Genomic DNA, 13,085 nt, shown 5'->3' with positions numbered 1-13,085 from the left:
GGCGCACTCGCCTCTCATGACTCGCGTGGGTGACCGAAAGTTGTACGGGTGTTCAAAGGACGGGGGTTCGGGCGACCGGGGCCGGTTTTCCCCTTTCCGGTTTTTCCGGCTGCTCTCTTACCGGGATCTCATCCATCCACAGCTCGCCCCCAGACAGAGCACAGCCCGCACCCATCGGCGGTATGCATGGTGCACTGGTGACATCTGCCACCGACCCACTGCCCCCGGCCCCCGGCCGCTCCGTGGCCCCCGGCGCACCGGCCGCCGCGCCGCCCCAGGAGCCGTCCCCCACCTCCGCCGCGCCCCGCTGGTCCCTCCCCGCCCTGATCGCGATCATGGCGCTGGCCGCGGTGCTGTACTCCTGGAACCTGTCCGGCTCCGGCCTCAACAGCTTCTACAGTTCCGCGATCTACAGCGGAACCCAGAGCTGGAAGGCGTGGTTCTTCGGCTCGCTCGACGCGGGCAACTTCCTGACCGTCGACAAGCCGCCGCTCGCCCTCATGGTCATGGGCCTGTCGTGCCGGATCTTCGGCTTCGGCACCTGGCAGATGATGCTGCCGATGATCGTGGCCGCCCTCGGCACGATCTGGATCCTGCACTCCTCCGTGAAGCGGGTGTTCGGCCACGCCGCCGCCGCGATCGCCGCGCTCGTGCTCGCGCTCACCCCGATCACCGTCGCCATCAACCGCGACAACAACCCCGACACCCTGCTCCTCCTCCTGATGGTGTCGGGCGCGGCCCTCGGACTGCGCGCGACCCGCGACGGCAGGCTGCTGCCGCTGCTCGGCTCGGCGGTCTGCTTCGGGCTCGCCTTCAACACGAAGATGCTCCAGGGCTACATCGCGCTGCCCGCCGTCTTCGCGGTCTACCTGTACGCGTCGCACCTCGGCTGGGCGAAGCGGATCCGCAACCTGCTGCTGGCCGCCGTGGCTCTGGCCGTGTCCAGCTTCTGGTGGGCGACGGCCGTCTCGATGGTGCCCGCCGACGACCGTCCCTACATCGGCGGTTCGACGGACGGCACCGCCTGGAACCTGATCTTCGGTTACAACGGCCTGGGCCGCGTCCTCGGCGGTGAGGGCAACGGCGGTGGCGGCGGAGGTGGTGGCGGCGGCTTCTCCGGGTCCGCGGGCCTCGGCCGGCTGTTCAACGACATCCTGGGCGGCCAGATCTCCTGGCTGATCCCCTTCGCGGGCATCGCCCTCGTCGGCGGCCTGGTGCTGTGCGGGCGCGCCCCGCGCATCGACCCGACCCGTGCGGCGCTGGTGCTGTGGGGCGGCTGGCTGCTGCTGCACTACCTGACGTTCGCCACGGCCGAGGGCACCATGCACCCGTACTACACGACCGCGGTCGCCCCCGGTATCGCGGCCCTGTGCGGTGGCGGCGGCGTCATGCTGCTGCGCGCCCTGCGCGGCGGCGACGTCCGCTGGTCCTGGGTGCTGCCCGCCGCTCTCGCGGTCACCGGCATCTGGGCGGTCGTGCTGTTGCGCCGGGCCACCGACTGGAACACCTGGCTGTGGCCGGCCATCGCGGTGGTCATGGCGCTGGGCGTCGTCGGCCTGTACGTCTTCCGCTCCGGCCACCGCGTACGGCTGCTGGCCGCGTCCCTGGCGGCGGCGGTCGTCGCGGCTCTCGCGGGCCCGGCGGCGTACTCGTTCGCCGTGCCGGCCGGTGCGGGCGGCGCGGGCGGCGGCATGGGCGGCACCAATCCGACCGCGGGACCGTCCACCGGCGGTGGCGGCTTCGGCGGCGGCGGACGGGGCGGTCCGGGCGGCAACGCGGGCGGTCCGGGCGGCGAGATGCCCGGCGGCACCCAGCAGGGCGGCCAGGCGGCCGGCCAGGAGTGCGGCCAGGAGGGCGGCCAGATGACGCCCGGCGGCGGTGGAACCGGCGAACTGCCCGGCGGCGCCCCGCAGGGCGGCGAGAACGGCGGCCTCCCCGGCGGTGGTACGGGCGGCGGCACGGGCGGCGGCACGGGCGGCCAGAACGGCGAGTTCCCGGGCGGCGGCACGGGCGGCCAGGCCGGTGGCGAGAACGGCAGCGCCCCGGGCGGCACGGGCGGTCAGCGCGGCGGCTTCGGCGGCGGTGGCGGCATGGGCGGCGAGACCAGCAGCGAGCTGATCTCGTACCTGGAGAAGCACCAGGACGGCGCCAAGTGGCTGCTCGCGGTGTCCAATTCGCAGAGCGCCGGGCAGCTGATCCTGAGCACCCACAAGCCCGTCATCTCCATGTACGGCTTCACCGGCACCGACAAGGGCATGACGGTCGCCAAGCTCAAGGAGCTGGTGAAGAAGGGCGAGCTGCACTACATCCAGGTCGGCGGCTCGGGCATGGGCGGCGGCATGGGCGGCAACAACAGCGTCAGCTCCGCCGTCACCGCCTGGGTGCAGAAGAACGCCACGGCGGTGAAGGAGAGCGCCTACAGCAAGACCTCGTCGTCCGAGTCGAGTTCATCCAAGTCGAGTGCGACCACGAGCTCCGAGTCGGAGAACGACCAGTCGGCCCAGTCGGCCTCGACGCTCTACCGCCTGGACCCGTCCGACGTGAACTGACTCCCCCTCACAACGAAGGGCCCCTGATCCGCCCGCCTCCGGCCAGGGGCCCTTCGCCATGCCATCTCGCGCCCACAACAAGCGACTTGCCGGTTTCCGTCACCCAACCGACACGCTCCGTTCATTCCCTGAAACGCATGTCCATGTCACGCTCCGGTTGCCCGCTCAATCAACCCGCGTAGAACGGACGCCCCCACCATGCCCGCCACGCACATACGCCGCTGGAAGACGCTGGCGCTGACCACCTCGGCCGTCCTGGTAGGCCTCACCCTGCCGACGATGACCGCCACTCCCGCGAGCGCCACGACGACCGCGTACGACAGCACGTACTACAAGAACGCGATCGGCAAGACCGGCAGCAGCCTGAAGTCCTCGCTGCACACGATCATCAGCAGCCAGACCAAGATCTCGTACTCCGCGGTCTGGAACGCGCTCATGGTCACCGACCAGGACCCGAACAACAGCAACAACGTGATCCTGCTGTACAGCGGCACCTCGCGCGCCAAGTCGCTCAACGGCGGAGACGTCGGCGACTGGAACCGCGAGCACGTGTGGGCCAAGTCCCACGGCGACTTCGGCGAGGTGACCGGTCCCGGCACGGACCTGCACCACCTGCGTCCCGCGGACGTCCAGGTCAACAGCATCCGTGGCAACAAGGACTTCGACAACGGCGGCAGCACGGTCAGCGGCGGGGGCGGCAGCCTCACCGACTCCGACTCGTTCGAGCCGCGCGACGCCGACAAGGGCGACGTGGCCCGCATGATCCTCTACATGGCGGTGCGCTACGACGGCGGCGACGGCTTCGCCGACCTCGAGCCCAACGAGAAGGTGAACAACGGAAGCAACCCCTACATCGGCAAGCTCTCCGTGCTCAAGGCGTGGAGCGACGAGGACCCGCCGAGCGCCTTCGAGGAGAAGCGCAACCAGGTCATCTACGACACCTACCAGCACAACCGCAACCCGTTCATCGACCACCCGGAGTGGGTCGACGCGATCTGGTAGACGGTCGTAGCCGGCCGACCGGGCCGTCAGCTCCCGAGGTGTGTCGCCGCGAACATCCGCAGCACCGCCGGGAGCAGCACCACGGACGGGCCGGGGCTCGCGAAGGCCTTCGCCAGGTCCTCCTCCAGTGTCTCGGGGCTCGTACGGACCCCCGGGACGCCGAAGGACTCGGCCAGTGCCACGTAGTCGGGGCGGGTCAGCTCCGTCGCCGTGGCCTGGCCGAAGGCGTCGGTCATGTACTCGCGCAGGATGCCGTAGCCGCCGTCGTCGACGATCAGCCAGGTGACGTTCAGGTCGTACTGCCTCGCCGTGGCGAGTTCAGCGATCGAATACAACGCGCCGCCGTCGCCGGAGACCGCGAGGACCGGGCGGGTGGGATCGGCCGCCGCCGCGCCGAGGGCCGCCGGGAAGCCGTAGCCGAGGCCGCCCGCGCCCTGGGCGGAGTGCATGGTGTTCTTTCCGCGCGGGTCGAACGCGGACCACGCCCAGTACGCCAGGATGGTCATGTCCCAGAAGGACGGGGAGGTGGACGGCAGGGCCCGGCGGACGGACGCCAGCACCTCCTGTTCCAGAGTGAGTTCCTGTGCGGCGATGCGCTCCCCCACCCGGTCGAGCAGCGCCCGGACGCGGTCCGCCGCCGTCGGGTCGGGGCGGTCCTCGACGGTCTCCAGGAGCGCGGAGAGCGCGAGCCTGGCGTCCGCGTGGATGCCGATCGCCGGGTGGTTGGACTCCAGCTTGCCGAGATCTGCCTCGATCTGGATGACCCGGCCGCGGGGCTTGAACGTGTGGTAGTTCGAGGACAGTTCGCCGAGGCCGGAGCCGACGACCAGCAGGACGTCCGCGTCCTCCAGGAAGTCCGTGGTGTGCCGGTCCTCCAGCCAGGACTGGAGCGAGAGCGGGTGGGTCCAGGGGAAGGCGCCCTTGCCGCCGAAGGTGGTGACGACCGGCGCGTTCAGCTTCTCCGCCAGGGACCTCAGCTTGCCGGACGCGTCCGACCGTACGACCCCGCCGCCCGCGATGATCGCGGGGCGGGCCGCCGAGGACAGCAAGTGGGCGGCCAGCGCCGTCAGTTCGGGGCGCGGGACGACGTCCTCCGGGGTCGCGTCCATCGCCGTGACCTGCGGCAGGTGGGTCTCGGCGAGCAGGACGTCCTGCGGGATCTCCACCCAGACCGGGCCGTGCGGGGCGGTCAGCGCCGACTCCCAGGCCGCCGCGATCGCGGAGGGGATCTGCGACTGCGTACGGACCGTGTGGACGGACTTGACGACACCCCTGAACGAGGCCTGCTGGTCGGGGAGTTCGTGCAGATAGCCGTGGCGTCCGCCGCCCAGTCCCGCGGTGGGGATCTGGCTGCTGATGGCGAGGACGGGGGCGGAGGCCGCGGCGGCCTCCTGGAGCGCGGCCAGGGAGGTCAGCGCTCCCGGGCCGGTGGAGAGCAGCAGGGGCGCGGCCTCACCCGTGATGCGGCCGTACGCGTCGGCCGCGAACCCCGCGTTGTTCTCCACCCGCAGCCCGATGTACTGCAACGAGGACCGGCGCAGGGCGTCGAACATGCCGAGCGCGTGCTGGCCGGGCAGGCCGAAGACGGTCGTGGCGCCGAGACCGGAGAGGGTCTCCACGACCAGGTCTCCGCCGTTGCGGCCGGGGGGCGGATTCAGCGCGGCCTCCGTCTGCGCCGCCGAGGGACGGAGCACCAGGTCGTGGTCGTGAGTCACTTGTTCCCGGCCTCCTGAGCCCTGGCCGCCGCGATCTGGCGGGACATGATCGTCGTCAGTTCGTACGCCGTGTGGGACGCGGCCACCGCCGTGATCTCGGCGTGGTCGTACGCGGGCGCGACCTCGACCACGTCCGCGGAGACCAGGTTGCAGGAGGACAGTCCGCGCAGGATCTCCAGCAGCTCGCGGGAGGTCATGCCACCGGCCTCCGGCGTGCCCGTGCCGGGGGCGTGCGCCGGGTCGAGGCAGTCGATGTCGATGGAGATGTAGAGCGGGCGGTTGCCGATGCGCTGGCGCAGCTGGTCGGCGACCTCGTCGGCGCCGCGGCGGTAGATGTCCGCCGAGGTGACGATGCCGAAGCCCATCTTCTCGTCGTCGGTGAGGTCCTGCTTGCCGTACAGCGGGCCGCGGGTGCCGACGTGGGAGAGGGCCTCCGTGTCCAGGATCCCCTCCTCCACCGCCCGGCGGAACGGGGTGCCGTGCGTGTACTCGGCGCCGAAGTAGGTGTCCCAGGTGTCGAGGTGCGCGTCGAAGTGGAGCAGGGCCACCGGGCCGTGCTTCTTGGCGACGGAGCGCAGGAGCGGGAGGGCGATGGTGTGGTCGCCGCCCAGCGTCATCAGGCGGGCGCCCGTGCCGAGCAGCTCGTCGGCCGCGGCCTCGACCGTCTCCACGGCCTCGTTGATGTGGAACGGGTTCGCCGCGATGTCACCGGCGTCGGCGACCTGGGCGAGGGCGAAGGGGGAGGCGTCCTGCGCCGGGTTGTACGGGCGCAGCAGGCGGGAGGCCTCGCGGATGGCGTTGCCGCCGAAGCGGGCGCCGGGCCGGTAGGAGACCCCGGAGTCGAAGGGCACGCCGACCACGGCGACGTCGGCGCGGCCGACCTCGTCGAGGCGCGGCAGCCGGGCGAAGGTCGCGGGGCCCGCGTACCGCGGGACGCGGGACGAGTCGACGGGGCCGCGTGGCTGACTGTCGCCTGCTGCCGGGAACTCGGTGCTGCTCATCGTCGGACTCCTCCAGGTGGTACGGGTGATGCGTGGTACGGGTGATGCGTCGTACACGTGATGCGTCGTACACGTGATGCGTCGTACACGTGATGCGTCGTACACGTGATGCGTCGTACAGGTGATGCGTCGTACACGTGATGCTTTTCCAGTGTCGCGGACCCCGCTGACCGGGGGCCGCCCGGCCCGGTCGCCGTGCGGCGGCCGGGCCGAAGCTCTTCGGGGGCTGGGGTGACGGTGGCTAGGCGACCACGGCCGCCGGCTCGGACTCGGCCTCGGCATCCGCGCCGCGCCCTGCCAGCCGCTCGCGCCAGGCGGCCAGGACCGCCGGGTCGGTCGCGGGTGTGGCCAGGGAGACGATCACGTACGCGACCAGCGAGGAAAGCAGCCCGTAGTAGACGGGCTCGTTCGCAAGGATGCCGTACGTCGCCATCAGTCCGACGACCGCGAGCCCGCCGACGACGACGGAGGCGAGCGCGCCGTGCACGGTCCCGCGCTTCCACAGCAGTCCGCCGAGGATCGGGACGAGCAGACCGCCGACGAGCAGGTTGTACGCGACGGTCAGCGCCTCGACGACGTTGTTGAGGGCGATGGCGGTACAGATCACGGCGATGCCCATGACGAGGATGAAGACCCGGTTCCCCTTGACCTCGTCGTGGTCGTCCCCCCGGGGCCGTACGGCCCCGCGCAGCTTGGCCCAGATGTCGTTGTTGGCGACGGTGGCGCAGGCGATGAGGGCGCCGGAGGACGTGGACATCACGGCGGCGAGGGCGGCGGCGAGCACCAGGCCCCGTACGCCGACCGGAAGCTCGTCCTTGACGATGGTCGCGAAGGCGGTGTCGGCGCTGGGCAGTGTCGGGTAGAGCACCTTGGCCGCCGTGCCGATGACGGCGCCGGCGACGGCGTACACCAGGCAGTAGGTGCCGGCGACGGTGCCGCCCCACTTGGCGGTCGTGTCGCTGCGGGCGGTGAACACGCGCTGCCAGATGTCCTGGCCGATGAGCATGCCGAAGGTGTAGATCAGCACGTAGGTGAAGATCGTCTCGCCGCCGATGCCCAGCGGGTCGAAGTACTCCGTGGGCAGCTTGGCCTTCATCTCGCTGAACCCACCGGCCTTGATCACCGCGATGGGGAGCAGGAGGAGCAGCACGCCGACCGTCTTCACGACGAACTGCACCATGTCGGTGAGGGTGATCGACCACATGCCGCCGAGCGTGGAGTACGCGACGACGATGGAGCCGCCGATGATGATCGCGAGCGTCCGGTTCATGTCGAAGAGGACGTCGAAGATGGTGGCGTACGCGATGGTCGAGGTGACCGCGAGCATCAGGGTGTACGCCCACATGACGACACCGGAGATGACACCGGCCCGGCCGCCGTAGCGGAGGTCGAGCATCTCGGAGACGGTGTAGACCTTCAGTCGGGCGATGCGGGCGGAGAAGAACACCGAGAGGGCGAGGAGTCCGAGGCCGATGGTGAACACCATCCAGGCGCCGGAGAGCCCGTACTTGTATCCGAGCCCGACGCCGCCGATGGTGGACGCGCCGCCGAGGACGATCGCGGCCATGGTCCCGGAGTACATCGCGGGGCCCAGACGCCGTCCGGCCACCAGGAACTCACTCTTCGACTTGGCGCGGCGCATGCCCCACCAGCCCATGGCCAGCATGCCGGCCAGATAGATGACGATCACTGTGTAGTCGACGGCCATAGGGGGGCCTCCTTCGCGCACTCATCGGTGGCGTGTCGTGCAGATGGACGTGGGGACGCGGGCCGGGCGAGCGATACCCGGCCGGGAGTCCGGCAGCTGATCGCGGGGACATACGCCCGTACCCGCGGCTGCCGACGGCACTGACCTTAGGTGGCCGGAAGATGACTCTGAAGTGTACGTTTCATCCATTGCAGCCGATCCGGATGGAGGGAACGTCCACCGTGCCGGACACATCCGCCACATCCGCCACACCGGTCCCACCTGTCCCACCCACCCCACCGGTCCCGCTGTCCGCCCTCCTGGCCCGGGAGGACCTCGGCCTGCGCCACATCGCGGGCCCCGTCGGCCCGGACACGGTGATCCACTGGGCGCACACGTCGGAGATGGCGGACCCGTACCCGTATCTGCTGGGCGGTGAGCTGCTGCTGACCGCCGGGGTGCACATCCCGCAGGCGGCGGGCTCGGGCACCTACTTCGACGACTACGTCTCCCGGATCGTGGCGGCGGGCGGCGCGGCGCTCGGCTTCGGCCTGGCGCCGGTGCACGACACGGTCCCGCGCGCGCTGGTCGCGGCCTGCGACACCTACGGCCTGCCCCTGCTGGAGGTCCCGCCCCAGACCACCTTCTCGGGCGTGGCCCGCGCGGTGTGGCAGCTGATGGCGCAGGCCCGGCTGGCGGAGCTGCGGCGGGTCACGGAGGCCCAGCAGAGTCTGGCGGCGGCCGCCGCGCGCCCGGACCCGGTGGCGGCGGTGCTGCGGCAGCTGGCCCAGCGGGTGGGCGGCTGGGCGGTGCTGTACGGACCGGAGGGCGCGGAGCTGGCACGCGCGGGAAGAACACCGCAGGACGGCCCCGTGGCCGCACTCGGCGCCCTGGCCGCCGTCGTACGCCCCGGGCCACACCGGCCCGCGGTCCCCCAGGGCCCCACTCCACCCCCCGCCCCGGCTCCCGCCTCCACTCCCACCCCCTCCTCCGCCACCGACACCGTGGGCGGCACCCACCTGGCCGCGTACGCCCTCGGCGGCGGGCGGGGTTTCGTCCTCGGGGTCGCGGCGCCGCGCCGGGACCCGGGTGACCACACCATCGCCTCCGTCGCGGCCGTCCTCCTCTCCCTCCTCACCGGGGAACAGCAGAGCGGGAGCGGCTCGGCGCGTTCGGCGGCGCTCGTACGGCTCCTGCTGGGCGCCGCGCCCGAGGAGGTGGCCCCGCTGCTCGGCGGGGACCGGTGGACCGTCGTGCACGCCCGCCCCGCGGCGGACAGCCCGGCGCCGGACGCCGTCGCCGCGTCCGCGCTGGGGACGGCACTGGGATCCGCGCTCATCGACACCGGTGGGAGTGTCGTACGCGTCCTCGTCCCCGGCGACCGCGAGCCGACCGCGCAGAAGGGCTGGATCTGCGGGGTGAGTGCGGCGGTCGGCCCGCACGAGTGGGCGTCCGCCGACGGGCAGGCGGCCCGCGCCCTGGCCCGCGCCCGGGCGACCCGCACGCCCCTCGTCCGCCACGGCGAGCGCCCCGCCCTGGCGGACCTCGTGCCCCCGGCCGACGCCGCGGCCCACGCGCGCGCCCTCCTCGCCCCCATCGCCGCCACTCCCGCCCTCACCGAGACCCTCCGCACCTGGCTCTCCCTGCACGGCAGTTGGGACCGCACGGCCGTCGCCCTCTCCGTCCACCGCAACACCGTCCGCCAACGCATCGCACGGTGTGCGGCGTTGCTGGAGGCGGACCTCGACGACGCGGACGTACGGATGGAGTTGTGGTTCGCACTGAGGGAAACCTGAGAACCCGGGAAGAACCCGGGAAACACACCCCTCGACGCTCGCCTCTCAACGTGCCCGGACGCGTGGGTGGGCGGGACGACAACAACGGTCTCCTCACGCCGAGTGACCCACATCCCACGGTTCAGGACAACCACCCTCCCAGCGGAGCGCCCCGGCACAATGGGTGGCATGCCGATATCCGGGACCCCCAGCCGCGCCGAGCTCGTCGATCACCTCGTGAAGACCCGTATCGCGGGCGACGTCGCCACGCCCCGCGAGAACAACCTTTCCCACTACCGCAAGCTCGCCAACGGCGACCGCAACTTCTGGCTCGGCCTGGAACTCGGCGACCGCTGGACCGATGAGCAGGACGTGCTCGCCGTGATGGCGGAGCGGTGCGGTGTGAACGACGACCCGGAGTACCGCTACGGCCAGGACACCATCGACCCCGAGCTGACCGTCGACGCCCTGGACCGGATGGCGGCGCGGCTGCGCAAGGCTGCCGACGGTGAGCAGCGGGTGCTGTTCGCGACCGGCCACCCCGGCGGCCTGCTCGACGTGCACCGTGCCACCGCCGCCGCGCTGCGCGGCGTCGGCTGCGAGATCGTCGTCATTCCGGACGGGCTCCAGACGGACGAGGGGTACGTCATGCAGTTCGCGGACGTGGCGGTGCTGGAGCACGGGGCCACGCTGTGGCACACCCACTCGGGCGAGCCGATGCGCGCGATCCTCAAGGGCCTGGAGGGCGCGGGCCAACCCCTGCCCGACCTGGTCGTCGCGGACCACGGCTGGGCCGGCTGCGCGGGCCAGCTCGGCATCGACTCCGTCGGCTACGCCGACTGCAACGACCCGGCCCTCTTCCTCGCCGAGTCCGAGGGCACGGTCCAGGTGACGGTCCCCCTCGACGACCACGTCACAAGCCCGCGGTTCTACGACCCGCTGACGGCGTATCTGCTGGCTTCCGCCGGTCTGATCTGAGTCGTTCCGAGCCACCGGAGATCATGCCCAGGTCAAATAGGCGGCAATAAGTCGGCAGACGACCACCACGCGACGGCAAGACCATCACAAATGCCCCGCGCCTCAGAACGTCACAGAGCTGACAGAACACCAACTCCCCACCCACACCTGCCGACAACGGCGACGGACACGACGTCTACACGCAGGTGCGCGTCGAGGGCTACGACGGGAACCGCTACAACGGCACCCAGAAGAAGTCCGTCCCGCTCGACTACGTCAACTGGAGCGGCGGCGGTGCGGTGTGCTGGGACGGTGCCGGCCTCGCGCCGCTCGCTCTCGTCGCCGTGGGCGCGGTGGTGGTGGCCGCGCTCGGCACGCTCCCGCTGATCGGCCGCCGCGTGAACCCGGAGTTGATCCGCCGCGACCGAGCGCTCCGGGGCACCCTCACGGCCAAGGGTTCAGGCCCTCGTGGCGGCGTTGGGCGTAGCCCGGTGTCGGGTCGAGGTAGACCCGGCTCACCACGGGGAACGCCTCTCGTAGTCGGGCCTCCGCCTGTTCGCAGGCCCATTCGATCTGGGCGGCGGTCGAGACGTCCCTGAAGTCGACCTTGGCCGCGACCAGCGCCTCGCGCGGCCCCTGTACGAGGGTCGTGAGCTCCAGTACGGCCTCGACGTGCTCCACGGCGAGCAGTTCGGCCCGGATCCGCTCGCGCACCGGCTTGGGGAGGGGGCGGCCGATCAGCAGCTCGGCGTTGGAGCGGCCGAGGACCCAGGCGACGTACAGCAGGAGAAGACCGATGCAGAGAGACGCGATGCCGTCCCAGACGCCGGAGCCGGTGAGCTGTCCGCCGAGCAGGCCGCCCGCCGCGAGGACGAGGCCGATCAGGGCGGCCGAGTCCTCCAGGACCACGGCCTTCACGGCGGTGTCCGGGGTGTACCGGAGGTAGCGCTTGAAGGGCGCCCCCATACGCTCCGCCTCCCCGCGCGCCTGGCGTAGGCCGGTGCGCAGGGAGTAGCCCTCCAGCAGGAAGGCGACCGCGAGGACGATGTACGAGACGAGGGGGTCGCCCGGCTCCTCGCCCGCGACGAGGGTGTGGATGCCGTCGTAAAGGGAGAACACCGCGCCGCCGACGAAGGTGGCGACGGCGGCGAGCATCGCCCAGATGTAGCGCTCGGGTCCGTAGCCGAGCGGGTGGTCCTCGTCGGCCGGTTTCTCACTGCGCTTCAGCGCGGTGAGCAGCAGCAGCTCGGTGACCGTGTCGGCCACCGAGTGCGCGGCCTCGGACAGCATCGCGCTCGATCCGCTGATGACGCCCGCGACCGCCTTGGCCACCGCGATCCCGAGATTGGCGACAGCGGCGACGATCACCGTGAAGGTGCTCTCGCCGCCGCCGTCGTCGTCCTGCTGTCCGGCTCCCGCTCCAGTCATGGCCATGCCCCAGTCTTACCGGGCAGGCCCCCGTCAGTCTCACCGGGCAGGCCCGGTCCTACCGGGGGATGCGGACGACGCCCTCCTGGATCACCGAGATGGCGAGCCGTCCGTCCTGGGTGTAGATGCGGGCCTGGCCGAGGCCGCGGCCGCCGGAGGCGGACGGCGACTCCTGGTCGTACAGCAGCCATTCGTCGGCGCGGAAGGGGCGGTGGAACCACATCGCGTGGTCCAGCGAGGCCCCGACGACGTCCCCGGTCACCCAGCCGCCGCGCCCGTGCGCGAGCAGGATCGAGTCGAGGAGCGTCATGTCCGAGACGTAGGTGGCGAGGACGACGTGGAGGAGGGGATCGTCGGCCAGCTTGCCGTTGGTGCGGAACCACACCTGGGAGTGCGGTTCGCGGATCTCGCCGACCGTGCCGTACGGAGGCGCGTCGACGTAGCGCAGGTCGACGGACTCGCGCGCTTCGAGGAGCCGTTCGACGACGAACGGGTCCTTGATGACATCGGCGTACAGCGGCAGCAGTTCGGCGGCCGTGGGCAGCGACTCCGGGTCGGGCGCGGGCGGCATCGGGGCCTGGTGCTCCATGCCCTCCTCGTACGTCTGGAAGGACGCGGAGAGGTGGAAGATCGGCTGTCCGTGCTGGATGGCGACGACGCGGCGGGTGGTGAAGGAGCGCCCGTCACGGATGCGGTCCACCGTGTACACGATGGGCGCGCCGGGGTCCCCCGGACGCAGGAAGTACGCGTGCAGGGAGTGCGCGTGCCGGTCCTCGGGGACCGTGCGCCCGGCGGCCACCAGTGCCTGCGCCGCCACCTGCCCGCCGAAGACGCGCGGGACGACGGCGGAGCGGGACTGGCCGCGGAAGATGTCCCGCTCGATCCGCTCAAGGTCGAGCAGATCGAGCAGGGACTCAAGTGCCTGACTCATGCGTCAGTTGTATCGTGCGGTTGTTTCCGGTGATCTTCCG

9 protein-coding genes are annotated in these 13,085 nt (G+C 71.5%); 4 read left to right on the top strand and 5 right to left on the bottom strand.

Annotation, left to right across the window (positions count from 1 at the left end; all coding sequences use genetic code 11):
- Nucleotides 1-197 precede the first annotated feature (197 nt).
- Both ACIRA5_RS30120 and ACIRA5_RS30115 read left to right on the top strand, forming a co-directional pair.
- Complete coding sequence (locus ACIRA5_RS30120; RefSeq protein ID WP_403695735.1) at nucleotides 198-2,549, top strand: glycosyltransferase family 39 protein; 2,352 nt, start codon at nucleotides 198-200, stop codon at nucleotides 2,547-2,549.
- 198 nt (nucleotides 2,550-2,747) lie between these two features.
- Entirely contained in the window at nucleotides 2,748-3,551 is an 804-nt protein-coding gene (locus ACIRA5_RS30115; RefSeq protein ID WP_403695733.1) for an endonuclease I family protein, read from the top strand.
- A gap of 26 nt (nucleotides 3,552-3,577) precedes the next feature.
- On the opposite strand, the gene ACIRA5_RS30110 is transcribed toward ACIRA5_RS30115, so the two are convergent.
- From ACIRA5_RS30110 to ACIRA5_RS30100, 3 genes are all read right to left on the bottom strand, one after another.
- Nucleotides 3,578-5,266 (bottom strand): thiamine pyrophosphate-binding protein, encoded by a 1,689-nt coding sequence (locus ACIRA5_RS30110; protein ID WP_403695731.1) that lies wholly within the window; start codon nucleotides 5,264-5,266, stop codon nucleotides 3,578-3,580.
- Complete coding sequence (gene speB / locus ACIRA5_RS30105; RefSeq protein WP_403695728.1) at nucleotides 5,263-6,267, bottom strand: agmatinase; 1,005 nt, start codon at nucleotides 6,265-6,267, stop codon at nucleotides 5,263-5,265. The genes ACIRA5_RS30110 and speB overlap by 4 nt, the downstream gene beginning before the upstream one ends.
- 241 nt (nucleotides 6,268-6,508) lie before the next feature.
- Nucleotides 6,509-7,975: a sodium:solute symporter gene (locus ACIRA5_RS30100; protein ID WP_403695725.1), complete on the bottom strand. Its 1,467-nt coding sequence runs from the start codon at nucleotides 7,973-7,975 to the stop codon at nucleotides 6,509-6,511.
- A 203-nt stretch (nucleotides 7,976-8,178) separates the two neighbouring features.
- Between ACIRA5_RS30100 and ACIRA5_RS30095 the strand changes: the two genes are divergently transcribed.
- The gene (locus ACIRA5_RS30095; RefSeq protein WP_403695870.1) at nucleotides 8,179-9,750 is read left to right on the top strand and encodes a PucR family transcriptional regulator ligand-binding domain-containing protein; all 1,572 of its coding nucleotides are present in this window, start codon (nucleotides 8,179-8,181) and stop codon (nucleotides 9,748-9,750) included.
- Nucleotides 9,751-9,918: 168 nt separating this feature from the next.
- Complete coding sequence (locus ACIRA5_RS30090) at nucleotides 9,919-10,707, top strand: phosphatase (RefSeq protein ID WP_403695722.1); 789 nt, start codon at nucleotides 9,919-9,921, stop codon at nucleotides 10,705-10,707.
- A 423-nt stretch (nucleotides 10,708-11,130) separates the two neighbouring features.
- Here the strand turns inward: ACIRA5_RS30090 and ACIRA5_RS30085 are convergent, their stop codons facing one another.
- Complete coding sequence (locus ACIRA5_RS30085) at nucleotides 11,131-12,120, bottom strand: cation diffusion facilitator family transporter (RefSeq protein ID WP_403695720.1); 990 nt, start codon at nucleotides 12,118-12,120, stop codon at nucleotides 11,131-11,133.
- A 52-nt stretch (nucleotides 12,121-12,172) separates the two neighbouring features.
- The gene (tesB, locus tag ACIRA5_RS30080; protein WP_403695718.1) at nucleotides 12,173-13,045 is read right to left on the bottom strand and encodes an acyl-CoA thioesterase II; all 873 of its coding nucleotides are present in this window, start codon (nucleotides 13,043-13,045) and stop codon (nucleotides 12,173-12,175) included.
- Nucleotides 13,046-13,085 lie beyond the last annotated feature (40 nt).

The organism is Streptomyces sp. NPDC096311 (genome assembly GCF_044763085.1).
In the GTDB taxonomy this organism is placed as follows: domain Bacteria; phylum Actinomycetota; class Actinomycetes; order Streptomycetales; family Streptomycetaceae; genus Streptomyces.
The sequence above is the reverse complement of the archived record's forward strand: the minus strand, read 5'-3'. Positions and strand labels throughout refer to the sequence as shown.

What these genes read in the sequence shown, in the direction of transcription:
- ACIRA5_RS30090 (WP_403695722.1), top strand. Translation starts at nt 9,919, where the DNA reads ATGCCGATATCCGGGACCCCCAGCCGCGCCGAGCTCGTCGATCACCTC.
- ACIRA5_RS30095 (WP_403695870.1), top strand. Translation starts at nt 8,179, where the DNA reads ATGGAGGGAACGTCCACCGTGCCGGACACATCCGCCACATCCGCCACA.
- ACIRA5_RS30115 (WP_403695733.1), top strand. Translation starts at nt 2,748, where the DNA reads ATGCCCGCCACGCACATACGCCGCTGGAAGACGCTGGCGCTGACCACC.
- ACIRA5_RS30100 (WP_403695725.1), bottom strand. Translation starts at nt 7,975, where the DNA reads ATGGCCGTCGACTACACAGTGATCGTCATCTATCTGGCCGGCATGCTG.
- speB (WP_403695728.1), bottom strand. Translation starts at nt 6,267, where the DNA reads ATGAGCAGCACCGAGTTCCCGGCAGCAGGCGACAGTCAGCCACGCGGC.
- ACIRA5_RS30085 (WP_403695720.1), bottom strand. Translation starts at nt 12,120, where the DNA reads ATGGCCATGACTGGAGCGGGAGCCGGACAGCAGGACGACGACGGCGGC.
- tesB (WP_403695718.1), bottom strand. Translation starts at nt 13,045, where the DNA reads ATGAGTCAGGCACTTGAGTCCCTGCTCGATCTGCTCGACCTTGAGCGG.